The organism is Micromonospora sp. NPDC047753 (genome assembly GCF_040642735.1).
Taxonomy (GTDB): Bacteria; Actinomycetota; Actinomycetes; order Mycobacteriales; family Micromonosporaceae; genus Micromonospora.
In genome coordinates, this window is sequence record NZ_JBEYSL010000047.1 from 1 (window position 1) to 22,568 (window position 22,568).

Here is a 22,568-nt window from a genome sequence, read left to right on the forward strand (position 1 = left end):
GCCAGGACGGCACATGCCGCGAGGAGCGCGACTCCCGCGATGACGTAGAGTATCTTTCGTGCTCGCACTGAGTGACTCTAGCGCCGCTGGTCTCGCCCGGCCGGACGCCGGGCCGGCCCACCCGGCCGGCGCGAGTCGGATTCCCAGCACCGCCCAGGCGCGGGTCGTGCCATGGCACCCAGCTCCCCCGCATCGGAAGAGCCGCACGACGAAGGCGCGGAGATCGTCCGGGCGGTGACACGGTGCTGGTGTCAGCGGTGGCCTAGCACGCCCCTTAGCCGCCTGGGCCGCGCGCGACGTCGACGCCTTCCGCTGACTGTCGCGCGGAGCCGATGGAGTGCGGCAGCACCAACGCCTGAGCGGCGATGACGCGTTCGCCGTCGAAGGTGAGTGCCGGCGACCCGTGCAGCTGGTAACCCTGGTCGAGAAGGGCGCTCACGCGTTTGCAGAACTCGGCGTCATCAGGTTCGGTGATGAGGCGGTAGCCGAACGGCCCGGCGAAATCTGACACCGCCGCATTGTGCCTGCCCGGTTCCGGTGTGGCCAACGGTCTGACAGGTCGGAGGCGGCCGGGGCCGCCAACGGCGGCCCCGGCCCCAGGATCAGCTCCCGCAGATGCCGTACGCGTTGAGGCTCCACGACCCGGCGAAGCCGTCGGCGTCCTCGTCCGCTCGCAACCGCACTGTGTTACCCCCGGTGATGTTGACCGCTGTCAGCAGCACCTGACCATTGCCGGCGTTGATGTCCGCGCCCGCGCTGTAGAGGCCCTTGCCGGCCGGGCACGCCTTGATCCGGTTGGAGGACGGGTCGCTCGCGCTCGTCCCCGTCGAGGAGATCCGCTCCAACCCGGCGGGCGCGGTGGCGCAGACCGCGATCGAGGTGGCGCTCCAGCCGGACGGCGAGGTGCCCTGCACCGGGACCGCCCGGACGGTCACCGACGTCAGATCGAACGACGGCACCACCTGGTCGAGCACGACGTCGCCCAGGCCGCTGTTGATCCGCCCACCCATGCCGATGACCTTCTTCGTCCCGCAGCTCGCCGTGACGAACTCCGTGCCGATCGCCCCGGTCGTGGCCACCACCTGGTACCCGGCCGGCGTGGTGGCGCACTGGGCGAGGGCCTGCAGTCCCCAGTCGCCGGTGAAGTTGACCGCGCCCACCTCCCGCATCGTCACGAAGAACCCGGTGCCGTTCGCCAGCGGCTCCAACCGGTCCAGCCCGACCCGTCCGGCGGCCGACGAACCGGCGAGGAGGAAGCCGCCGCCCCCGGTGACCACCTTGCCGGTCGGGCAGGACGCGAACGCCGACTTGTCCAGGCTGCTCTCCGCGGCCGACTGGGTGACCGTCTCCAACCCCGCCGGTTCCGCCGAGGCCGGTGCCGCCCAACCCATGCCGGCCACCACGGCCGCCGTCGACATGACGGCCGTCAGCACGCCCCGCCTCTTGGTTACTCGCATGTCGCTCTCCCTGTCCGCCTCGGCCGACATCAAGCCGGCCCGCCTCCCGCCCGGACCAACAGATCCGGCGACTGAGGAGAGCCTGGGCGGGGCCGCTTGTCGTCCGCTATCCGACCGCTTGGCGCCGGCCGTGCAGGGTCGTGTCGTCCCTAGACTGTGGACGTCCGAACACGACTGAACAGGAAAGCCATGCGGTGGTCCCTCCTCGGCCCCGTCCAGGTGACCGCCGGAGGGCGGGTCCTTCCCATCGACCGCCCTCAGCAACGCGCGGTGCTCGCGCTGCTGCTCCTCAACGCCGACCGTCTGGTGCCCCTCGGGCAGATCGTGTCGGCGCTCTGGGCCGAAGAACCACCCGCCAGCGCCCGGACCCAGGTTCAGGTCTGCGTCTCCCGAATCCGGTCGGCCCTGCGTGAGGTGGGAGCCGCCGACCTGCTGACGACCCAGGGCAGCGGCTACCGGCTCACCGTACCCATGGCCGAGCTGGACCTCGCCGAGTTCACCCTGGCGGTCGAGCGGGCCCGCGCCGAGGAGACAGCCGGCCGGCGGGCAGAGGCGGCGCGACTGCTGCGCGACGGCCTGGCGTTGTGGCGGGGGCCGGCGCTGGCCGGAGCGACCGGAGCCTTTGTCGACGCTGCCGCCACCGGCCTCGACGAGCAACGCCTGCTCGCATACGAGCGGCTCGCCGCCGTGGAACTCGGCCTCGGCCGGTTCGCCGCCACCGCGCGTGCCCTACGCCCCCTGGTCGCCGAGCATCCGCTGCGGGAGTCGCTGGTGGCCGGGTATCTGCTCGCCCTGGCCGGCTGCGGCCAGCGGGCCGCCGCGCTGCGGCTCTACACCGAGACCCGCCGCCACCTCGTCGACGAGTTGGGCGTGGAGCCCGGCCCCGAGTTGTGCGAGGCCCACCTGCGGGTGCTGCGGGGGCGGACGCCGGCCGAGCCCACCCCTGCGGAGCCCCAGGGCCCGTCTCCGGCGCAGCTTCCCGGCGCCCCCGCCTGGTTCACCGGCCGTGCGACGGCGCTGCGGCAACTGGACGCGCTGCTGCCCGCCGAACTGGCGGGAGCCGCCCGGAACGGCGGCGACGGCGATCCGGGCCGGGCGGTGGTCATCTCCGCCATCGCCGGCACCGCCGGGGTCGGCAAGACCACCCTCGCGGTGCACTGGGCCTACCGGGTCGCACACCGGTACCCGGATGGGCAGCTCTACGTCAACCTGCGCGGGTTCGACCTCGACGGCCGGGCCGTGTCGCCGGGCGAGGCGCTGCGCGGCTTCCTGGAAGCGCTGCACGTGCCGCCCCAGCGGATGCCCACCGACCTGCCCCGGCAGGCCGCCCTGTTCCGGACCCTGCTCGCCGACCGCCGGGTTCTGGTGCTGCTCGACAACGCCCGCGACGAAGAGCAGGTGCGGCCCCTGCTGCCCGGATCCCCCGGAAGCCTGGTCGTGGTGACCAGCCGCAATCGGCTCACCGGCCTGGTGGTGAACGCCGGGGCCCACCCGGTGACGCTGGACGTGCTTCGGCCGGCCGAGGCCCGGGAGCTGCTGGCCGGTCGGCTCGGTCGCGGGCGTGTCGGGCGCGAGGCGGCGGCGCTGGACGAGATCGTGCGCCGCTGCGCCGGCCTGCCGTTGGCCCTGGCCGTCGTCGCGGCCCGCGCCGTCGGGCAGCCCGACGTACCGCTGGGGGCGTTCGCCACCGAACTGCGGGACACCGACCCGGTTCGGCTCACCGCACTGGCCACCGGCGACCCCACGACCGACGTACGGGCGGTCTTCTCCTGGTCGTACCGGGCGTTGGACGCCGACCCGGCCCGGTTGTTCCGGCTGCTCGGGCTGCATCCCGGCCCCGACGCCGGACGGGCGGCGGTGGCCAGCCTCGCTGGCCTGCCGCCGGCTCGGGTCGAACCGCTGCTGGCCGACCTCACCCGGGCGAACCTGCTCACCGAGCGCACCCCCGGCCGGTACGCGATGCACGACCTGCTTCGCGCGTACGCCTCCGAGCTGTGTCGCGGCACCGACCCCGAGGCCGAGCGGAAGGCCGCCCGACGCCGCCTGTTCGACCACTACCTGCACGCCTCGCGCGCGGCGGACCACCTGCTCGACCCGTACCGGTTGGCGCGGCCGGCGGCGCTGCCTCCACCCGAGCCGGGTGTGACGGTGGGCGACCGTCCGGAGCACGCGTGGGCGATCGCGTGGTTCGCCGCCGAGCACCACGTCCTGCTGGCGTGTGTGGAGCAGGCAGCGGGCGCCGGCCTGGACCGGCACGTCTGGACGCTGGCGGCGGCCCTCACCACGTACCTCGATCGCAGCGGGCACTGGCCCGAGCTGGCCACCGCGCAACGGACCGCCCTGGCGGCGGCGCTGCGCCGGGGTGACCTGGCCGGTCAGGCCCTGGCGCACCGGGGTCTCGCCATCGCCTGCACCTGGTCGGGCGATCACGAGGCGGCGCACCGGCACTACCGGCGCGACCTGGAGCTGTACCGCGAGTTGGGCGACGACACCGGACGGGCGCACACGCACCTCGGGGTGAGCTGGGTGCTCGCACGGCAGGGCCGGCTGCGGGCGGCTCTCGACGAGACCCGGCTGGCCCTCGACCTGTACCGGGCCGCCGACTACCGGGTCGGGCAGGCCAAGGCGCTCAACAATCTGGGCTGGATGCACGCCCGGCTCGGCGAGCCAGGGCCGGCGCTGCACTGCTGCCAGGCGGCCCTGCGGCTGCACGAGGAGACCGGCGACCGGCACGGCGCGGCGCTGACCTGGGACAGCCTCGGCTTCGTCCACCACGGCCTCGGCGACCACGACCGGGCCGCGGACTGCTACCGGCGGGCGCTGGAGTTGCACCGGGAACTCGGCGACCGCTACGACGAGGCGGAGGTGTTGGACAACCTTGGCGACAGCCTGCAGGCCGCGGGTGACCTCGACGCCGCGCGGCGGGCGTGGCGAGAGGCGCTGACGATCTTCGACGAGCTGCGCCATCCGGACGCCGACCGCCCCAGGGTCAAGCTGGCCGCCCCGGCCGTCCCTGCGGCGTCAGCGGGCGGCGGGGAACCGTAGGTGACGTGGTACGCGCCACGCCGCCTCACGCTGACCGCTGCGCGGTGTCGCCGTCGCGGAGACGGTCCAACTCGGCGAGGTACATCGCCTGCATGCGGTCGTAGTGCCGGACCAGCAGCGCGACCTCCTCGACGCTGTAGCCCTCGACGAGTCGCTCGGCCCGCTCGGCGAACCGCTCGTACGGCCGCTCCAACTCGGCGCCCCGCTCCGGCCGCAGGGTGACGATCAACCGCCGCCGGTCCGCCGGATCGCGCTCGGCGGTCACGTAGCCCGCCTGCTGGAGCCGGCGGAGCATGCTGGTCACCGCCCCGGTGGTGAGGTTGGTTCGCTCGGCGACCTGCCCCGCGGTGGCGGATCCGACGTCCGCCAGGTAGTCCAGGCACTCCAGGTCGCTCACGGTGAGGCCCAGCCGCTCCGCGACGGCGTACCGGAACACCATGGACAGCCGCGACGTCTCCCGCCCGGCGCGCATCAGGTCGGTGATCGCGGACGCACGGGCCGGCTCGTGGGACATGCCGGCAATCATCCCTCCGGTACGGTGACCCGGTGCAGCCGAGGTAGCACGCGGGTCAGCACCCAGTGGGGTGCCGCCGCTCCCCCGGTGAGGCGGCGCATCAGCCTGGTCGCGGTGTCGACGGCCCGGAAGGCGTACCGCACCATCTCGTCCTGGTAGCTGGCGATCGCCTCCTCCACCGGCGCGCCGGCGGCCCGCGCCTCGACCAGCTTGTGGCCGAGCAGGGCGGCGTCACGCAGCGCTGTGTTGCCGCCGTGCGCGCCGAACGGCGGCATGACGTGCACGGCGTCGCCCATCATCGTTGCCCGGGGCACGGCCCACCGACGCGGGCGCTGGCCGGCGGCGAAGAGGTTGAGCACCGTGGCGTCCAGCTCGGCCGTACCGACCAGCCGTCGGATGACCGGGTGGAAGTCAATGCTCATCCCGGAGGCCAGTCTCCACAGCGTCAGCAGGTCGCCCCGGATGCCCATGGGCACCTCCTCCTGCCGGAGCAGCAGTCCCCACATCACGTAGTCGTCGCCGGTGGGCGCATAGCTGCCCGGGGCCAGGCGCGCGAACGCCTCCGACGGGCGTTCGCCGAACCGCATGGAGGTGAAGAAGAAGGCGCGGCCCGGCCGGTCGGCGATGGCCAGGACCCCGCTGCTGTGCAGCGCTTCCGGGATGATGCTCTCACCGTTGCGCCACAGGGGCGACCGGCCGTAGATACCCGCCATCAGGCTGTTCGCCGGGTTCGCGTCCGGCATGATCTGCGCGCGCAGCGCCGAGCCGACACCGTCCGCACCCACGACGACGCTTGCCGCCGCGGCGCCGCCGTCGGAGAACAGCAGCCGCGGCCGTGCCGGGTCACCGCTGTCGACCGCGACGGCGTCCTTGCCGTAGTGGATGCGCCCGTTCAGCCCGGACTGCAGGATCGACCGCAGGGTCAGCCGGTCGACCTGGCGGGTCGCGTGTGGCTCGTCCTTGAAGGTGATGGTGAATGCGTCCCGCAGCCGGCTGTCGGTGAAGCGTAGGTGCCCGCCGGGCTCGTCGCCGGTGGTCAGCGCCAGGTTGTACAGCGAGCGGGGCAGGCTCTCGCGCAGCGCATCCAGGCCGTACCGGTCGAGGATGATCCGATAGCCCTGCCGCCGGACGAAGGGGCCCGGGTCCCGTTCGTAGACGTGCACGTCGATGCCGGCGCGCATCAGGTACTGGGCGAGACAGAGGCCGGAGAGTCCGGCGCCGGCGATCGCCACCGAGAAGTCCGTCGATGTGTTCACGAGGATTATCTTAATGAGTAAGATGATTTGGGCAAGACCGCCGGCCGAGCCGAGGCAGACTCGCTGAAGTGCCGGCACGAGTGACAGGCATCGCTGAGTTTCGATGAATTTCGGCTCGCGCCTGGTGGGTTTCCGTGGGACTGCCCTAACCTCCATATATGGTCTCGCGTCGATCCGTTCTGCGGGCGGTCCCGCTCGCGGCAGCTGCCCTCACCGCCGCCCCGGGTGATCTTCGTTGGCCCGGCCCGCCGTCCACCTCGGCGGACACGGACCGCGTACCACCCGACCCGGCCACGATGCAGGCCACCGCCACCGCCGTTCGCGGCTTCACGGCCGACCTCTACCGCACCGTGGCGGCGACCCGGGCAGGCGGCAATGTGGTGTGCGCGCCGTACTCGGTCGGACTCGCGCTCGCGATGACCAGGGCGGGCGCCCGCACGACCACGGCGGACGAGATGGACACGGTGCTTCACGCGCCGCGTCCGCGCCCCTGCGCGCTCGACCACGGACTCAACACCGTCGAGCAGGCGCTCGCCGGCCGTTACCAGGACGGTGACGGAGTCAAGCAGCCTCGGCTGACCACCGCCAACGCGCTGTGGACGCGCCTCGATCTGGTCCTGCGACCCAGGTTCCGGGACACCCTGGCCGGCTATTACGGTGCCACGCCACGACCGGTCGACTTCCGCGGCGCGCCCGAGGTAGCCCGACAGGAGATCAACACCTGGGTGTCCGATCGGACCAACGCGAAGATCCCAGAGCTGTTGCAGTCCGACGCCGTGAGCCCCGACACCAGCCTGATCCTGACAAACACGCTCTACCTCAAGGCGGCCTGGAAGTACCCGTTCACTACGGCGGCCACCGCGACGGGACCGTTCACCAGAGATGACGGGACCGTCGTCGACGTCCCGACCATGCGCGGTCCGTTCGACCGGATGGGCTACCTCGAGGGAGACGGCTGGCGCGCAGTCGACGTGCCGTACGCGGGCGACGGGCTTGCCATGGCCATCGTCATGCCCACCCGGGACGATCTCGCCACGGTCGAGGCGAGCCTCGATGCGACCTGGCTGGGCGCGTTGCTGACCGGGTTCCAGATCACCGACGTCGAACTGCGCCTGCCCCGGTGGACGTTCCGCCTGCCAGCCGAGCTTCGTGCCGCGCTGAGCAGCCTCGGCATGCCCACCGCGTTCACGTCACAGGCCGACTTCACCGGCATGAGCACCCAACCGGCCCTGTCCATCGACGACGTGGTGCACGAGACGTTCATCGCGGTGGACGAGAAGGGTACCGAGGCCGCAGCCGCGTCGGCCGTCATCGTCCGGCCGCCGTCGATCCCGCAAGGGCCGCAGTTCTTCGTCAACCGGCCATTCCTGTACGTCATTCACGACCGGCTCACCGGCGTACCGCTGTTCCTCGGCCGGGTCCACGACCCGCTGGCCGAGGGCCCAGCCTGAGCGGACGGGACCAACGGAGAAGGCCAACGCGCCGCAATCGGTAACCAGCTAGCTGGCCGAGTGGGCTTTTTCTTCCGCGCCGACGACTTCGACGCCGCTTACCGGCTGATGGTCGAGGCCGATGTCACCTTCGTCCGGGAACCGCGGACCGAGCCGGCAGCTTTGGCGAATACTCCGTGCCACGAATGCGATGGCAGCGCCCCGTAGGATTCCTGTCATGAGTTGCTTCGCCGCTTGGCGTATTCGCCACTGAGGGTCGGCTCGCCGCCGTTCCGGCCGCCGGCCGGCCATCTGATGCCCGGTTTGTTGGCTTTCAGGACCTCAGCTCGAGAGGCACACTCACATGCGTATCCGCTCGTTCCTTCAGCATGACCTGGCCCGGCTCACCGAACTGACCATCGAGACGTTCGGACCGTTCTACGAAGACTCCTTCCGCCCTCTGCTGGGCGAGGTCGTCTTCACCAACCAGCACGGCAAGTGGCGCGACGACTACGTCAAGCAGGTTGCCGAGCTCCATGACCCCGCCGCGCACCGGTACGTTGCGGTCGCCGAGAGCAACGGCACCATCGCCGGCTACGTGGCCTGGGCGGTAGAGCCTCAGTGCCGCAATGCCAACGTCACCATCCTCGCCGTGTCCGCGGAGCACCGCCGGCTCGGCGCGGGCACCGTGCTGTGCGAGCATGCGTTCGCGGCGATGCGGGAACTCGGCGCCGAGGTCGTCATGATCGGCACGGGCGGGGACGAGTTCCATGCGCCCGCCCGAGCCCTGTACGAAGCACTGGGCTGCACGCCGCTGCCGGTCGCCGTCTACTACCGGGAACTCTGATCTGATCCGGGCGGGGTGCGGCGACGCACCCCGCCCGGTCACAGCGTCTTCCATCTGGACACTGCCTGCTCAACACCCGCCGCCCGCCCAGATCGGTCAACGGCGCACCCGATAGCGCAGGTGAAGCACCCGGTTGCCCTGAATCACCACGTCAGGATCCCCCAACAGGTGCTGCGCGTGGACCGACCCGAAGTAGCGCTTTCCGGACCCGAACACCACGGGTACGACGTCCATGCGCACCTCGTCGACCAGGCCCGCGGCAAGCACCTGACCGCCGACGTCGCCAGCGGCGACCTCGACGATGCGGTCACCCGCGAGCTCCTGCGCCTTGGCCACGGCTGCCGTGACACCGTCGACGAAGTGGAACGGCGCTTCGGGGTCCCAGCCCTCGGGTTTCGGCCGGTGCGTCACGACGACCACGTGGTCGATCCCGCTCGGCGGCTTACCGTCCCAGCCGTCGGTCATGTCGAAGACGTGGCGGCCGGCGATCGTCACCCCGATCCGGTCCCAGTACGGCCGGACGTAGTCGTAGGACGTCTGTGACACCTTCAACGCGCCGCTCTCGTCCAACGGGACGTCACCGCTGGTCAACCAGTCGAACAGTGGTCCGGGCTGGTCGTTCTCGTCCGCGATGAAGCCGTCCACCGACACCGAGCTGTACATGACCACGTCGCCCATCGGCGCGCTCCTCTGCTTGGGGATGCCCTCAGGTTAGAGTTCCGTGGACTGTCGCTCTTGTAAGGAATCAATCGCTCGGTAGCGGCCAGCCGTCCAGCACGTGACCAGGATGTTCGCGCAGGAACCGCCGCCGGACCTCGACGTACCGGGTGGGTGTGAGCCCGGTGAAGGCCCTGAACTCGTGGCCGAAGTGGGCCTGGTCGAAGTAGCCGGCGCCACCGGCGAGGTCGGCCCAGTCGATCGGCTCGGCGGGGTTGATCGAGAGCACGGTGGCGGCGAAGCGGTAGGTGCGGGCAAACCGTTTCGGTGTGACGCCGACGAGTTCCTTGAACCGCCGCGCGAGGTGAGTGCTGCTGACACCGGCGGAAACCCTCAGGTCGTCGATCGCCACCGCCCCACTGGTCGCGGCGATGATGCGGCTCGTATGGCGGACCAGCCCCAGGCCGGCCGCGTCGCCCAGCCGTCGCATCAGCTCGTCCTCAAGCAGCGTCAGCATCTCGTGGGGTCCCTCGGCCGTGGCCAGCCGGTCTCGCAGCTCAGCGATGGCGGGCCGGCCCCACACCTGCTCCACCGTCGCCGGCCGGTCACACAGCTCCACCGCGGGCATCGGCAGGAACGGTGCCATCCCCCACGGCTTGAAGTGCACGCCGACGGACCGGGTCCGGAGTGGGTAGCCGAAATCGAACGCACGGGTGGGCGTGGTGACCACGCAGCCGTCGGCGTACTCGGCCGTCTGGACGTCGGCGCCGGCGCGGATGCGGAACGGTGCCCCGAGGTTGACGATGAAGAACGCCGCCGGACTTGCCGGCAGCGTCAGCCGGGCGTACGGCGGCGCACCCTCCAGGTAGTAGAGGTCGTCGATCAGCCCGTCCAGCGGCGGTCGCGGCACTCTGGACACGTACTCCACGCCCACAGTATCGCTGGCGCCGCGGGACACTGAGCTGTCCACCACGCAGAGCGACCGCATCGTCGCTGATCTCAAGAAGCACCCGCACCACCTGCCCACCTCGTGGGCGCAGACGGCCCGGCTCGATGTCAGGTCACTCCTGCGGCGCAATCAGTCGGTCGTCGGTGACGTCGTGGACCGTGATCGCCTCCACCGGGCACGAGTCGGCGGCGTCGAGGATGACGTCGTCCGGGGCGACGACGTCGGTCAGCGGCGTGGACCGGCCGTCGACCAGGCGGAAGTGCTCGGGCGCGGTGCCGGCGCAGATGCTCGTGCCGATGCAGCGGCCCGAGTCCACCCCGATTCGCCAGGCGGTGCTCACCAGGCCACCGGCATGCCGAGCAGGCCCCGCACCAACATGCCCCGCTTCCACCGCAGTTCGGTTTCCGGTACGGCGAGCCGCAACCCGGGCAGGCGAGTCACGAGGGTGGCGACGGCGACCTGCAACTCCATGCGGGCCAGCTGCGCGCCGACGCAGTGGTGTACGCCGTGCCCAAAGCCCAGGTGCGGGTTCTGCTCACGCGCGAGATCCAGCCGGTCCGGGTCGGCGAAGACGGTACCGTCCCGATTCGCCGACGACAGTGAGCCGAGAACCGGCTCACCTGCCCGGACCAGCACCCCGCCGACCTCGACGTCCTCCTTGGCGTACCGGGCGAATGAGGAGCCGACGCCGAGCGGCACGTACCGCAGCAGTTCCTCGACCGCGGCCGGCACCAGCGACGGGTCGGCCCGCAGCCGAGCGAGCTGGTCCGGGTTGTGCAGCAGGACGTAGACGAAGTTGGGGATCTGCGTGACTGTGGTCTCGTGGCCGGCCGCGAGCAGCCCTGCGGCCAGCTCCACCAGCTCGGTCTCGCTGAGCCGATCCTGGTTCTCGTCGCGGGCCCGCACCAACGCGCCGAGCAGGTCGTCGATCCCCGGCTCGCGGCGGCGCTCGGCGACCAGACCACCGATGTAGCCCCAGAGGTTGTTCAGGTACTCCTGGATCGTCTCCGCGGGCAGGGAGGTGGTCGAGACGATCGCCTCGGACCAGATGTGGAAGCGGTCGCGGTCGGCGTACGGGACCCCGAGCAGCTCACAGATCACCTGGATCGGCAGCGGCGTGGCGACGTGCTCCACCATGTCGGCCGGAGGACCGAGCTGGACCATGTTGTCGACCAACGCGTCGGCGATCTCCTGGGTTCGGGGTCGCAGCGCCTCCACCCGACGTGCCGTGAACGCCTTCGCCACCAGCCGGCGCAGCCGGGTGTGATCGGGCGGGTCCATTGTCAGCATGCCGCTGTACTGCTGGCGCGGGGTGAGCCGGGGCTCGTCGCGCTGGACGGCCGGGGCGCGGCCGAACCGCACGTCGCCGAGGACCGTACGGACGTCCTCGTACCGGGTGGCGAGCCACGCCTCCTCGCCGTAGGGAAGCTTCACCCGGGTCATCGGTTCGTTCTCGCGCAGCTCGCCATAGGTCGGATCGACGACCAGGCGGTCGGGCACACTGAACGGGTACGGCCGCGCGGGCGGGAGGCTTCGGCTCTCGGTGGTCTGCGCGCTCTCCGTCATCCGGATTCCCTTCGTCGAGACGGCGTGGATCCTCAGGTCGGCACCACGTTCGTAGCGGCGCCGGATTGCCGGCGTCCAGGGCTTGCGGACGGAACACATCAACGCTCAGTAATCCATCGATGTCGGATCGTAGCGGGAGATGTCGATGATCGCCATGGAGGCCGGTCCGCGTCGCCGAGGTGCGGCAGCAAGGCCGCACCCCGGCGGAGAGCCTCCGAGCCACCCGGGCCTCAGATCAGCAGCCGAGCCGCTTGCTCGAGAGGGCGATGTCGTCGATCCAGAGGTCAAACTCGCCCGGCGTCGTGCCGCCCTGGTAGAGCTGCCAGCCGATCTTCACCGTGTCGACCGTCGGCAGGACAAAGGGCACGTTGTTGCCACCGTGGTCGGTCGTGGAGGCTGTCAACTCCGGGTTCGCCACGCCATCGATCCACACCTCGACGCGGTTGTCCGCCGAGTCGATCTTCCACTCGAAGCACTGCCAGGTGTCCTCAGCGACCGGGGCGGACTCCCGCCAGTTGGTCCAGTCGCCGGTCGGACCGCCGTCGGCGCCGATCCCCCAGAAGGTTCCGGGGACCGTGGGCGCGTACTGCCCACCGATCGGACGGACGACCTCCGCGCTGCCGGTGCCGGTCGCTTCCACCAGCGTGAAGTGCGCCCAGTCCGGGGCCGTGGGGAAGGCGTCGACGCGCAGACGCATCCGGCCGTAGAAGCGGTTGCCCGGCGCGGCGAAGTCGTCGACGCGCAGGAACGCACGTCCGTTGTCAACGGTGTGGATGTGCAGCGCCTGGTTGCCACGACGGGCACGTTCGACGGTGAGCGTGCCGTGGCGGGTGTCGACGCCCCAGTTCAACGTGCTGGGCCCTCCGGGAGGCAGTCGCTCGAAGTCCTCACAGAAGAGCAGACCACGGGGGCACGAGGGCCGGGAGGCCGCCGATGCCCCGGCCGGGACGCTGCCGACTGCGGCGCCGAGGATCAGGGCGGCGCTGAACACAGCGAGAAATCTGCGCATTGTCATCCTCCAGGACGGCTGGCCTCCCACCGCAGGGGCCGGGCCAGCAGGAATGTTCCGGTCATGCGACGCTGAGGCGCACCCGCTCGCACCGCTGCGGCGCGGTTGCCTCCGCACTGCGGCGATCCGAGCCATTCCGGCACGACCGCATCAGCGTCGATCGCATTGATAGGCGTCATTATAAGTGAAGCCGACCTGCCGCTCGCCAACTGCCCCTGAGTTGGGCGTTGACTCGAAGCCAGGAAGACGTAACGCTGTGGAAGCGCTCCCATCGACGAGCCTCCTCTGCGAAAGGAATGCTCGTGCGTCCCACCACAGCTCTACTTCCGGTCGTGCTCGCCACGGCCCTCGGCGGTCTGGCCCTGCCGGAGCCCGCCCTGGCCGCGGCCGGCCCGGCGCTGGCCGTGGACACCACTGCCGCCCGGCACCAGATCAGCCCGTACATCTACGGCATGAACTTCGCCGACCAGGCCCTCGCCAGCGACCTGCGGTTGCCGGTGCACCGCTACGGTGGCAACGCCACCACCCGCTACAACTTCCGTGCCGACACCACCAACCGCGCGTCGGACTGGTACTTCGAGAACATTCCCAACGACAACCCGAGTCCGGGCGACCTCCCGGAGGGCTCGGAGAGCGATCGGTTCGTGCAGCAGAACAAGGCCACCGGCGCCGCCACGGTCATGACGGTGCCGATGCTCGGCTGGATCGCCAAGGACCGGTCGCGGGCGTGTGGCTTCAGCGTCGCCAAGTACGGCCCGCAGGAGGCCACCGATCCCTGGGCACCGGACTGTGGCAACGGCAAGAAACCGGACGGGACGCTGGTCACCGGCAACGATCCGAAGGACACCAGCGTCGCCGTCGGTCCGGAGTACGTCACCGACTTCGTCAGCCACCTCAAGGGGCAGTTCGGCGCCGCCACCGACGGCGGGGTCCAGTTCTACAACCTGGACAACGAGCCGGACCTGTGGCAATCCACCCACCGCGACGTCCGCCCGACCGGCATGGGATACGACGAGCTACGCGACCGCACCTACGAGTACGCCGCCGCGATCAAGGCTGCCGACCCCGGCGCGAAGACGCTCGGTCCGGTCGGCTGGGGCCTCAACTCGATCATCTTCTCGGGCCTCGACCAGGACACCTGCTCACGCACCGGATGCTGGTCGAACCCACCGGACAAGGCCGCGCACGGCGGCCAGGACCTCGGCCCGTGGTACCTGGACCGGATGCGCGAGTACGAGCAGCAGCACGGCACCCGCATCCTCGACTACTTCGACGTCCACCTCTACCCGCAGCAGTCCGGCGTGCTCGGTGACGCGGCCGGCGACGCCAACACCCAGGCGCTGCGGCTGCGCTCGACCCGCCAACTCTGGGATCCGACCTACGTGGACGAAAGCTGGATCAACAGTCCGGTCCGGTTCATCCCGCGCCTGCGCGAGTTGGTCGACCAGCACTACCCGGGCACGAAGGTCGCGATGACCGAGTACAACTGGGGTGGCTTCGGGTCGCTCAACGGCGCCCTCGCCCAGGCTGACGTACTCGGCATCTTCGGCCGCGAAGGGCTCGACCTGGCCACCCTCTGGACCGCGCCCACGGCCGACCAACCGGTGGCAAACGCGTTCCGCGTCTACCGCAACTACGACGGCAAGGGCGGCGCGTTCGGCGAGACCTCCGTCCAGGCGACCAGCGCCGACCAGGGCAAGTTGGCGGTGTACGCCGCCGAGCGCAGCGCCGACAAGGCCCTCACGGTGGTCGTCGTCAACAAGACCGGCGACGACCTGACCAGCCCGGTCACCCTCACCGGGGCCTCCGCCAGCACCGCTCAGGTCTACCGCTACAGCGGGGCGGATCTCACCGGCGTCGTCCGGGAGGCAGACCTTCCGGTGACCGCCGGCGGCCTCACGGCCACCTTCCCGGCCAACTCCATCACCCACCTGGTGCTGCCGCGCGGCACCACGCCCGGCGACACCCAGGCCCCGACCGTCCCGGGCAAGCCCACCGCCGGCACGATCACCGGCGACAGCGTCGCGCTGACCTGGACGCCGTCCACCGACAACACCGCCGTCACCGGCTACGACGTGCACCGGGTCGACACCGCCGGCACCGTGAAGGTGGGCAGCGCCACCGGCGCCGCGTACACCGTGACCGGGTTGACGCCGGACACCCCGTACACCTTCGTGGTGACCGCCCGCGACGCGGCGGGCAACGTCTCGGCGGCCTCGCCCGGCCTGACCGTGCGGACCGCGCCCACCGCCCCGACCGGCGGCTGCACGGTCGCCTACACGGCGAACAGTTGGCCGGGCGGCTTCACCGCGACACTGACTATCAAGAACACCGGCACCACCGCTGTCGACGGCTGGAACCTCGCCTTCGACTTCCCCACTGCCGGCCAGAAAGTCAGCCAGGGCTGGTCGGCCACCTGGAAACAGAGCGGAACGAGCGTCACCGCGGACAGCATGAGTTGGAACGGCAGACTCGCCCCCGGCGCGTCCACCAGCATCGGCTTCAACGGCACCTGGAGCGGCACCAATCCGGCGCCGACCGCTTTCAACCTCAACGGTCAGCGCTGCGGGTGAGCTGAGAAATCCCAATCCCCGCGCCGACGGAGCAGGCCGGAGGGGTCGGGGTGCAGCAGCACCCCGGCCCCTCCGCTCTTGATCGGCCGTCCGGGCCAGACCCGTGGCCCGACCCCGAGCACCGCCGTTGCCGCCCAGGAGGTCAGTCCTCGTCGGCCTTCTTCTTGTCACGGTTCATGGCCAGGTCGAGCGCGAGGACGCTACCGATGATGAGCAGCGGGTCCACGCCGGCGGTGACCTGCACGGCGTAGGTGTCCCGGATCGTCAGCCACCGCTTGGAGACCGAGGCCACCTCGGTGCCGTCGCGTTCGATCACGTACTCGTGGTCGAGCAGGTCACCCTTCATCTCCAGGTCGTCCGGCCCCGGCACGTCGATGGTGAACTTGTCGCGGAACGGCGTGAGCAGCTTCTTGCGGACCTCAGCGGCCTTCTCGCCGCCGATGCGGATCTCGTACGTGGGACGCAGCGCCACCAGGTGCCGGTGCAGCGTGGCGACCTCACGGCCGGAGGCGTCCTCGATGACGACCTTGTCGCGGACGCTGAGCACCTTGCCGTCGACGTGGAAGACCTTGGTGCCGTGCTCGTCGAGCACGTCGAAGTCGTCGCCGATCGAGAAGAACCGCTCCTTGATGACAAACATGAGTCGATTCTCCCCCACCGCACACCGAAGTGCTGGCCGGGCAGACTGGGGCACCGCCAGCGATCGGCTCGCCTAGACTCCCCTGGGTGATCGTGCGGAGGGCCAGCGCGGCAGACGTGGGGGCGCTCGCGGAGCTACGCGGCATCGACGAGGGCAGACTCAGCGCGTACACCGACTGGGTGGCCTCCCACAGGGAAACACATCTGCCGTTCATCGCCGAGATCGACGGGGACGTCGTCGGCGCTGCCTGGCTCCACGTCGCAGCACGAGTGCCCAGCAACGATTCGCTGGATCGCCGGTACGGCGACATCCAGTCCGTCGAGGTCCGCGAGGAGTACCGCAACCGCGGCATCGGCGGTGCTCTCGTGACCGCGATCCTGACCGAGGCCCGTGCCCGAGGGCTGCTGCACGTAACCGTCCATTCCGGTCGCCGCGCTGTCGACTTCTACCTGCGCAACGGCTTCAGCCACCACCGCCAGATCCTGCTCTGGGAGCCGACCGGTTCCTGAGGCGCCGGGTCAGCCCGCCTGGCCACCGGAGCGCCCGGATGTTCGGATAGCCCGTGGCCCCAAGCGACGGGACCCTGCCCGTGACGGCCTCTGACCAGCGTGGAATGTGGTCGTCCTGCCGCCGGGGGTCCACTCTGGCAAGCTGTCCCAGTGATGGTCGGTGATCTGTTGGACGGCAGGTATCAGGTCGAGAGCCGTCTCGGCGCTGGCGGCATGTCGGTCGTCTGGCGGGCGTGGGACCGCGTCCTCGAACGTGGGGTGGCAGTCAAGGTCCTGGCCGGCGCGCAGGCCGCCGCCCGAGGCGCGCGGCAACGCGTCCAGGCAGAGGCCAGGGCCGCAGCGGGGCTCTGGCACCCGCACGTGACGAGTGTGTACGACTATGGCGAGCACACCGACGCCGCCGGCCGCCAGGTCTCGTACGTGGTGATGGAACTGCTGCCCGGCGAGACCCTGTCCGAGCGCCTTGCCGCCGGTCCGCTGCCGCCGACCGTCGCGATGCGGACGTGCGCGCAGGTCGCCGAGGCGCTCGCCGCCGCGCACGAACGCAAGCTGGTGCACCGGGACATCAAGCCGTCCAACGTGATGCTGACACCGGCCGGTGTGAAGGTGGTCGATTTCGGTATCGCCACCACAGCGGGTCGGCCGGAGCTTGAGGCGGACGGACAACTGTTGGGCACCGCGGCCTACCTCGCACCGGAACGGCTCGCCGGTGGCACTGTCCTGCCCGCTTCCGATGTCTACGCGCTCGGGCTGTTGCTGTACCGAACGCTGACCAACGAGCTGCCCTGGTCGGCGGAGACCCCCACGCAGATGTTGACGGCTCACGTGTACGTCGATCCGGCGCCGCTGCCGGATGTCGAGGGCGTGCCACCGGAGGTTCACCGCCTCCTCGACCGTTGCCTCGCCAGGGATCCGGCGGATCGACCGGACGCCGCAGAGGTGGCCGCAGCCCTGCACGGTTTCGCCGATGACGCCGAGCGCCGGGTGAAACAGGCGGCGCAGTCGGCATCCGTCTCGCCCGTGTCGGCTCCGCCTACCGCCGACCCCTCTACCGGCCGGCGTCGCCGCATCCCAAATGCCGCGTTGATCCCCGTTCTCATGGCGACGGCAGCGACCGTCTCGCTCCTGCTCCCTCAGTTCGTACCTGTCGATGGCAGGTCGGGCGGCATCGCCACACGTGAGGGTGCCGCCCCGCCCGACGCTGCCCTCGATGTGTCTGCCACCGAGACACCTGCTGCCCGGCAGACGTCCGCGGAGCCCACACCAGTCTCGCGACCAAGCCGCACGGTGGCCGCTCCGGCTGGGCCTGTTGAAGCGAGCGCCGGAGCCGGTTCATCGGCCGGCCCTGGCCCTACGACGTCACCCAGTGCCGGCCAGTCGACGGTCCCGTCCAGTGCCGCGCCGGCGCCGACCTCCCCGAAGCCAGGTACAGCCCTGCGGGCACTCGGTGGTGTGGTGACTGTGCTCTGCACCGGCGATCAGGCTCGCGTTGTGGACGTCGCTCCCGCCCCCGGCTACCGCCTCAAGGATTACCACCCCGGGCCGGTCAAGGAGATCCAGGTGGTGCTGCTGTCCGCGGGCAACAGGAGCGAGATCAAGGCGCGGTGTGACCACGGCACGCTGTTGCCGAAGATAAGGGAGAGCCGTCAGTGAGCTGACGACACGCTCCGTAGTGGTGACATTGCACCGACCGACTGGTGACGCACTTCGGAGCCGGGCGGGCATTTCCGGTCATCAGGTCGACTGAGGCTGCGGGTGGGCGAGGTACTTGGTGATGCGGAGCAGCACGCGATCCTGTGGCCCGGCGACGAAGGCCGCCGCGTCGGCAAGTGCGGCGATCAAGGGCAGCCCACGGCCGCCGACGGTGAGCGGGTCGGGCAGGTCGACGTCGAGCCGTCCAGCGCCGTTGGGACTACTGCCGCGGTTGCCGACCTCAAGTAGGCATAGCTGATCGTCGATATCGATGGTGATGTCGACGGTGCTGTCGAGATCGGCGTGCATCACCGCGTTGGCGCATGCCTCGCTGATCAGCACGGCGAGGTGGCCACGAGACTCCTCGGTGGCCTCGGTGAGGCTCAGCAGGGTGACGAGTGTGTGGCGGGCTCGGGTCACCGAGGTCGGCTGCCGCGGCAGCGACAGCATCATGGTCACGCGCATCGCGAAGTTCCTCCTCGGCCCGTACGCAACCGCGCCGGGCTGAAGCGGGACGCACCGGTTGTTGTCAGCCTTACCCGGGGTTGCTGAGCTGAAACGGTCAAGATGTCCGCTCGACGTACGCCGGCCGGCGGCGCTTCGCCCGCCGGCAGAATAGAGTATGCGGGGATCATCGGCGTGGGGAGTGTGTCGTGGACTTGCTGTTGTCGGCCCGGCCGGGCCGGGGTTGCACCGTGCTTGAGGTGCGCGGCGAGCTGGACATGGCGACGTCTCCGCAGTTGCGCGAGGGTCTGCAACGGTTGGTTGACGCCGGTGAACAGCAGGTAGTGGTGGATCTGGCCGGGGTGGGTTTCATGGATTCCAGCGCCCTGGGTGCGCTGGTGGTGATGTTCAAGGCGATGCGTGTCGCCGACGGACGGTTGTCCGTCGCTGCGGCGCAGCCCGCCGTGCGTAACGTGCTGACGGTCACATCAGTGGATCGGGTCATCGACGTGTATGACAGCGTGCGGGCCGCTGAAGCGAGCGTGCCGTCCGCGGATGACGCGACGGGCCGGTAGATCAGTCAGGCAGCGCGGCACTGGCGCGCGCCTGGTCGGCGCCGGCACTGCTCCGCCGCTCCTCGCTGTGCCCGCCGTGCCAGTCCAGAATGAACAGCGTGGCATCGTCGGCCAGGGTCGGTCCGCTGACCTCGAGCGCGGCGTCGGCCAGGGCCCGGACAGCCTCACGCGGATGCAGGTGAGCAATCGACCGCAGCATGTTCGGCAGATCCAGTTTGGCGGCGTTACGCTCCCGCATGCCATCGGTGAGCACTACCAGACGGTCGCCGGGTCGCAGCGTGATCTCGCCATCGTGGTAACCGGCCCCGGCGAACATACCCAGGGGGAAGTTGGCCGGTAGCGACAGCGTCCGGACGTCCCCGTCGCGCACCAGCAGCGGCGGCACGTGCCCGGCGTTGAGCAGCGCGCACACCCCGGTACGCAGGTCGAGACGGCCGAGGATCGCAGTGATGTAACTGCCGGGCACCGCGGCGTGTTCGGCCACGTCGGCATCCGCGGCGTCGGCCTGTGCCACCAGATCAACCGCGCCGCGGCGGCGGCTGTTACGCAGGCTGCCCACGCCCAGGGTGGCGGTCAACGCGCTGGCCACCCCGTGGCCCATCGCGTCGGTGACGCTGAAATGCAGCACGTCTCGGGCAAGGCTGTAATCGAAGGTGTCCCCGCCGACGCTGGCGGCGGGCTCCAGCCAGCCGGACAGAATGAACGCACTGCTCTCACAGGTGAACGAGGCCGGCAGCAGGCGGCGCTGGATCTCGCCGGACAGGGTGAACGGGGTTGTGCGTTGCCCCCACTCGAACAGGTCGGTGTACCGCCGGTTGGCGATCACGACGAACGCCAACACGTGCGCCGTGCGGGCGATCTCCTGCAGTGTCGCCGGGGCGGGCTCGTCAGGCAGGATCATCTCCAGCAGACCGATAGCCTCACCACGGTCGGTCACCGGCGCCAACACCGTCCATCCGTCAGGCTGCGCGAAAACCTGCGCCGTCTGGCTGCGTAGCGCCTGCTCGGCGGGGCCGTTGTCGAACGGCATCACAGTGGCAACCTCGTCACCGTCCCGGCGGCCGTCACCGGCACCGTCGAGCGGCACATGGGCCAACCGGACCAGCGCCCGACCGCTGAGGTCCGCGATCAGGAATGACACGCTGCGCGCACCCAGCGCCGCACCGAGTTCCCGGGTGACCGCCTCGACCGCCTCGACCGGCGAGGCGTTCTCCGCCGCGTCCAACATCTGCGTCATGATCCGTCCTCGACTGGTCCGCACTGACAGAGCCTACGAGACCCGCCGGCCATCGCCGAGCACAAGGACCGCCACCGCCGCGCTGCCAGCCCAGCGGACCGAAGTCAGGCGTACAGGTGGCCTGGGCTGCGGATCCTCAGCCCGGGGACTTCCCAGGAAGGCGGTCAGGCAGTGCGTTGCTGCTGGGTGAGTTGGGCGAGAGCCTGGTGCAGGGCAAGCGTCGCTTACATCCGGGTACATGCGAACCACCGCCCGCAGGTTGCCGTCAACTAAGAAGATTCTCGAAATCTCTGGACGCCCCTACGCTCAACGCCCACCCGGCCCGCGGTCGTCAGTGCTCGGTGATGAGTGCGGGAAACCAGCTGACGTCCTCAGGGGTGCCGTCATGAGTGCCGTGGTTGTTGTTGGCCATGTCAGCGACTCGTTGTGCGTCGTCGAGGGAGGTCAGCAGCGCGGCATCTCCCGTCCGGATGCCGAGTTTGTCGCGTGCCTGGGTATCCAGTCGGTAGCAGAGCCAGCTGTGGAAGCGGCCGGTGTCGAAGCCGAGTACCTCGAACCCGAGAGTTCTGCCGGGTGGAGCGGCCACAGGTTGCGCGAGGTTCGTCCGGATCGGATGCGGAAGGTCGCCGATCCACATCTCCACCATGGCCGCCAGTTCGGTGGCCACCGTAACCGTCACGCTCGTGCTAAGCACATGAGCGGTGCGGGAGTCCGAAGGCCGGTGCCTGACGGCATCAGCTGCCTGTTGAAGGGATCGGTACCACGGCTCGATCAGAGGCTGTAGCCACGGCTCGATGCCCCGCTCCGCCGGGAAGAGATCGGCGAGGCAGTCGCTGACAGTGGGGACGGCGCGCGGAGGGTCGGCGGTCCAGTCCTGTTCGGCTGGGTTCCAGGGGAAGCCGGCCACGAACCCGGCCAGTATCCAGCTCTCGGTGCGCGTCACCTGCCCATGATGGAACGAGGCCAAGGTCTGGCGCAGAGTATTGTTCGCTGGGTCGCCACCTACCCCTACGGGATCGACGACACATCATCTGCTACGGTAACCAAGTTGCAGTTTTGATTTCCGTAGACGTTTTCCAGCGCCTGATGGGTCATCTGAACCCACCCAGGCGCTTTTCGTTTTTCGTGTCGTTTCGACGCGGGTGATCAACGCGGCGGCGTAAGGGTCCGCACAGTGCGGTCTCTAACAGCCTGCGAGGAGCAGACATGACTACAGGTACCGTGAAGTGGTTCAACGCCGACAAGGGCTTCGGCTTCATCAGCCCGGACGACGGTGGCGCCGACGTCTTCGCCCACTTCTCCGCGATCTCGGCGAGCGGCTTCCGCAGCCTCGACGAGAACCAGAAGGTGGAGTTCGACATCACCCAGGGCCAGAAGGGCCCGCAGGCGGAGAACATCCGCCCGCTCTGATCCACACGCTACGAACGGCGGCCCGACTGATTCAGCGGGCCGCCGTTCGGCGTTTCATGCGTCCACCACGGCGTCTCACCATGGCCCGAGGGACGGCAAGGTACGTCTGCGCGATCCGCCAGGAGTCAGCATCACGTCACCGGAGGACATCATCTTCACCGTCAACGCCATCGCCGCGCCGTCCGCCAGCGAACCGCTCGTGCGTACGACTATCGAACGGCGGGACCTGGGCCCACACGATGTTCTCATCGACATCCGCTACGCCGGCATCTGCCACTCTGACATCCACACCGTGCGCGGTGACTGGGGCAGCGTTCCCTACCCGCTCACCGTCGGCCACGAAATCGTCGGCCGAATCACCGAGGTCGGCGCCGACGTCACCCGCCACACGGTCGGCGACCGCGCCGGTGTCGGCTGCATGGTCAACTCGTGCCGCGAGTGCGAGAACTGCCGCACCGGAAACGAGCAGTACTGCCTCAAGGGCAACACCCAGACGTACGCGAGCGTCGACCGCGACGGCTCCGTCACCCAGGGCGGGTACTCGACCCATGTGGTCGTGAACGAGGACTTCGTGCTGCGGGTGCCGGAGACCATCCCGTACGAGGCGGCCGCGCCGATGCTGTGCGCGGGCATCACCACGTACTCTCCGCTGGCGCACTGGAATGCCGGTCCCGGCAGGAAGGTCGCCGTGGTGGGCCTGGGCGGCCTGGGCCACATGGCTGTCAAAATCGCCGCAGCGATGGGTGCCGAGGTGACAG

Annotated in this window: 22 protein-coding genes and 1 pseudogene; 10 read left to right on the forward strand and 13 right to left on the reverse strand. The window is 70.0% G+C overall.

Annotation, left to right across the window (positions count from 1 at the left end; genetic code table 11):
• Positions 1-274: 274 nt before the first annotated feature.
• Together ABZ749_RS06560 and ABZ749_RS06565 are read right to left on the reverse strand one after the other, a co-directional pair.
• On the reverse strand, positions 275-511 hold the full coding sequence (locus tag ABZ749_RS06560; protein ID WP_357223527.1) for a DUF1737 domain-containing protein: 237 nt from the start codon (positions 509-511) through the stop codon (positions 275-277).
• Positions 512-602: 91 nt separating this feature from the next.
• Positions 603-1,457, reverse strand: coding sequence for a hypothetical protein (locus ABZ749_RS06565; RefSeq protein ID WP_357223528.1), 855 nt, complete (start codon positions 1,455-1,457; stop codon positions 603-605).
• 189 nt (positions 1,458-1,646) lie between these two features.
• Here ABZ749_RS06565 and ABZ749_RS06570 point away from each other — a divergent pair, with 189 nt between their 5' ends.
• Entirely contained in the window at positions 1,647-4,502 is a 2,856-nt protein-coding gene (locus ABZ749_RS06570; RefSeq protein ID WP_357223531.1) for a BTAD domain-containing putative transcriptional regulator, read from the forward strand.
• A 25-nt stretch (positions 4,503-4,527) separates the two neighbouring features.
• Here the strand turns inward: ABZ749_RS06570 and ABZ749_RS06575 are convergent, their stop codons facing one another.
• Both ABZ749_RS06575 and ABZ749_RS06580 read right to left on the reverse strand, forming a co-directional pair.
• A complete protein-coding gene (locus tag ABZ749_RS06575) occupies positions 4,528-5,016 on the reverse strand; it encodes a MarR family transcriptional regulator (RefSeq protein WP_357223534.1) in 489 nt (162 codons plus the stop codon).
• An 8-nt stretch (positions 5,017-5,024) separates the two neighbouring features.
• On the reverse strand, positions 5,025-6,272 hold the full coding sequence (locus ABZ749_RS06580) for an FAD-dependent monooxygenase (RefSeq protein WP_357223537.1): 1,248 nt from the start codon (positions 6,270-6,272) through the stop codon (positions 5,025-5,027).
• Between the two features lie 158 nt (positions 6,273-6,430).
• Between ABZ749_RS06580 and ABZ749_RS06585 the strand changes: the two genes are divergently transcribed.
• From ABZ749_RS06585 to ABZ749_RS06595, 3 genes and pseudogenes are all read left to right on the forward strand, one after another.
• Entirely contained in the window at positions 6,431-7,723 is a 1,293-nt protein-coding gene (locus tag ABZ749_RS06585; RefSeq protein ID WP_357223539.1) for a serpin family protein, read from the forward strand.
• A gap of 12 nt (positions 7,724-7,735) precedes the next feature.
• Positions 7,736-7,930, forward strand: a pseudogene (locus ABZ749_RS06590) (VOC family protein); the annotation flags it as partial.
• Between the two features lie 136 nt (positions 7,931-8,066).
• Positions 8,067-8,549, forward strand: coding sequence for a GNAT family N-acetyltransferase (locus ABZ749_RS06595; protein ID WP_357223542.1), 483 nt, complete (start codon positions 8,067-8,069; stop codon positions 8,547-8,549).
• Between the two features lie 96 nt (positions 8,550-8,645).
• On the opposite strand, the gene ABZ749_RS06600 is transcribed toward ABZ749_RS06595, so the two are convergent.
• The 5 genes from ABZ749_RS06600 to ABZ749_RS06620 all read right to left on the reverse strand — a co-directional run bounded on the left by ABZ749_RS06600 (position 8,646) and on the right by ABZ749_RS06620 (position 12,730).
• Positions 8,646-9,227 (reverse strand): dihydrofolate reductase family protein, encoded by a 582-nt coding sequence (locus ABZ749_RS06600; RefSeq protein WP_357223545.1) that lies wholly within the window; start codon positions 9,225-9,227, stop codon positions 8,646-8,648.
• A 67-nt stretch (positions 9,228-9,294) separates the two neighbouring features.
• Positions 9,295-10,134, reverse strand: a complete 840-nt coding sequence (locus ABZ749_RS06605; protein ID WP_357223547.1) for a helix-turn-helix domain-containing protein — start codon at positions 10,132-10,134, stop codon at positions 9,295-9,297.
• Between the two features lie 133 nt (positions 10,135-10,267).
• Complete coding sequence (locus tag ABZ749_RS06610) at positions 10,268-10,495, reverse strand: ferredoxin (protein ID WP_357223550.1); 228 nt, start codon at positions 10,493-10,495, stop codon at positions 10,268-10,270.
• Positions 10,492-11,721, reverse strand: coding sequence for a cytochrome P450 (locus ABZ749_RS06615; RefSeq protein ID WP_357223552.1), 1,230 nt, complete (start codon positions 11,719-11,721; stop codon positions 10,492-10,494). The genes ABZ749_RS06610 and ABZ749_RS06615 overlap by 4 nt, the downstream gene beginning before the upstream one ends.
• A 235-nt stretch (positions 11,722-11,956) precedes the next feature.
• Positions 11,957-12,730, reverse strand: coding sequence for a hypothetical protein (locus tag ABZ749_RS06620; protein WP_357223555.1), 774 nt, complete (start codon positions 12,728-12,730; stop codon positions 11,957-11,959).
• A gap of 296 nt (positions 12,731-13,026) precedes the next feature.
• On the opposite strand from ABZ749_RS06620, the gene ABZ749_RS06625 reads away from it, so the two are divergent.
• Positions 13,027-15,303, forward strand: coding sequence for a glycoside hydrolase family 44 protein (locus tag ABZ749_RS06625; RefSeq protein ID WP_357223558.1), 2,277 nt, complete (start codon positions 13,027-13,029; stop codon positions 15,301-15,303).
• 142 nt (positions 15,304-15,445) lie between these two features.
• Here the strand turns inward: ABZ749_RS06625 and ABZ749_RS06630 are convergent, their stop codons facing one another.
• The gene (locus ABZ749_RS06630) at positions 15,446-15,997 is read right to left on the reverse strand and encodes an LURP-one-related family protein (protein WP_357223561.1); all 552 of its coding nucleotides are present in this window, start codon (positions 15,995-15,997) and stop codon (positions 15,446-15,448) included.
• Positions 15,998-16,029: 32 nt separating this feature from the next.
• Between ABZ749_RS06630 and ABZ749_RS06635 the strand changes: the two genes are divergently transcribed.
• Positions 16,030-16,452, forward strand: a complete 423-nt coding sequence (locus tag ABZ749_RS06635) for a GNAT family N-acetyltransferase (RefSeq protein WP_357223563.1) — start codon at positions 16,030-16,032, stop codon at positions 16,450-16,452.
• Between the two features lie 153 nt (positions 16,453-16,605).
• The gene (locus tag ABZ749_RS06640; protein ID WP_357223566.1) at positions 16,606-18,105 is read left to right on the forward strand and encodes a protein kinase; all 1,500 of its coding nucleotides are present in this window, start codon (positions 16,606-16,608) and stop codon (positions 18,103-18,105) included.
• A gap of 81 nt (positions 18,106-18,186) precedes the next feature.
• Here the strand turns inward: ABZ749_RS06640 and ABZ749_RS06645 are convergent, their stop codons facing one another.
• Positions 18,187-18,609, reverse strand: coding sequence for an ATP-binding protein (locus ABZ749_RS06645; protein ID WP_357223570.1), 423 nt, complete (start codon positions 18,607-18,609; stop codon positions 18,187-18,189).
• A 230-nt stretch (positions 18,610-18,839) separates the two neighbouring features.
• Here ABZ749_RS06645 and ABZ749_RS06650 point away from each other — a divergent pair, with 230 nt between their 5' ends.
• The gene (locus ABZ749_RS06650) at positions 18,840-19,163 is read left to right on the forward strand and encodes an STAS domain-containing protein (RefSeq protein WP_357223572.1); all 324 of its coding nucleotides are present in this window, start codon (positions 18,840-18,842) and stop codon (positions 19,161-19,163) included.
• A gap of 1 nt (position 19,164) precedes the next feature.
• Here the strand turns inward: ABZ749_RS06650 and ABZ749_RS06655 are convergent, their stop codons facing one another.
• Both ABZ749_RS06655 and ABZ749_RS06660 read right to left on the reverse strand, forming a co-directional pair.
• A complete protein-coding gene (locus ABZ749_RS06655) occupies positions 19,165-20,400 on the reverse strand; it encodes a PP2C family protein-serine/threonine phosphatase (RefSeq protein WP_357223575.1) in 1,236 nt (411 codons plus the stop codon).
• Between the two features lie 331 nt (positions 20,401-20,731).
• Entirely contained in the window at positions 20,732-21,343 is a 612-nt protein-coding gene (locus ABZ749_RS06660) for a hypothetical protein (RefSeq protein ID WP_357223578.1), read from the reverse strand.
• Positions 21,344-21,606: 263 nt separating this feature from the next.
• On the opposite strand from ABZ749_RS06660, the gene ABZ749_RS06665 reads away from it, so the two are divergent.
• Both ABZ749_RS06665 and ABZ749_RS06670 read left to right on the forward strand, forming a co-directional pair.
• Complete coding sequence (locus ABZ749_RS06665) at positions 21,607-21,810, forward strand: cold-shock protein (RefSeq protein WP_013283833.1); 204 nt, start codon at positions 21,607-21,609, stop codon at positions 21,808-21,810.
• Between the two features lie 151 nt (positions 21,811-21,961).
• On the forward strand, positions 21,962-22,568 hold a 607-nt coding region (locus ABZ749_RS06670; RefSeq protein WP_357223581.1), incomplete at its 3' end, for an NAD(P)-dependent alcohol dehydrogenase.

Bases quoted from the DNA above. Each gene is read 5' to 3' on its own strand.
- ABZ749_RS06565 (WP_357223528.1), bottom strand. From the start codon at position 1,457: ATGCGAGTAACCAAGAGGCGGGGCGTGCTGACGGCCGTCATGTCGACG.
- ABZ749_RS06570 (WP_357223531.1), top strand. From the start codon at position 1,647: ATGCGGTGGTCCCTCCTCGGCCCCGTCCAGGTGACCGCCGGAGGGCGG.
- ABZ749_RS06575 (WP_357223534.1), bottom strand. From the start codon at position 5,016: ATGTCCCACGAGCCGGCCCGTGCGTCCGCGATCACCGACCTGATGCGC.
- ABZ749_RS06585 (WP_357223539.1), top strand. From the start codon at position 6,431: ATGGTCTCGCGTCGATCCGTTCTGCGGGCGGTCCCGCTCGCGGCAGCT.
- ABZ749_RS06595 (WP_357223542.1), top strand. From the start codon at position 8,067: ATGCGTATCCGCTCGTTCCTTCAGCATGACCTGGCCCGGCTCACCGAA.
- ABZ749_RS06600 (WP_357223545.1), bottom strand. From the start codon at position 9,227: ATGGGCGACGTGGTCATGTACAGCTCGGTGTCGGTGGACGGCTTCATC.
- ABZ749_RS06615 (WP_357223552.1), bottom strand. From the start codon at position 11,721: ATGACGGAGAGCGCGCAGACCACCGAGAGCCGAAGCCTCCCGCCCGCG.
- ABZ749_RS06620 (WP_357223555.1), bottom strand. From the start codon at position 12,730: ATGCGCAGATTTCTCGCTGTGTTCAGCGCCGCCCTGATCCTCGGCGCC.
- ABZ749_RS06625 (WP_357223558.1), top strand. From the start codon at position 13,027: ATGCTCGTGCGTCCCACCACAGCTCTACTTCCGGTCGTGCTCGCCACG.
- ABZ749_RS06640 (WP_357223566.1), top strand. From the start codon at position 16,606: ATGGTCGGTGATCTGTTGGACGGCAGGTATCAGGTCGAGAGCCGTCTC.
- ABZ749_RS06645 (WP_357223570.1), bottom strand. From the start codon at position 18,609: ATGCGCGTGACCATGATGCTGTCGCTGCCGCGGCAGCCGACCTCGGTG.
- ABZ749_RS06655 (WP_357223575.1), bottom strand. From the start codon at position 20,400: ATGACGCAGATGTTGGACGCGGCGGAGAACGCCTCGCCGGTCGAGGCG.
- ABZ749_RS06665 (WP_013283833.1), top strand. From the start codon at position 21,607: ATGACTACAGGTACCGTGAAGTGGTTCAACGCCGACAAGGGCTTCGGC.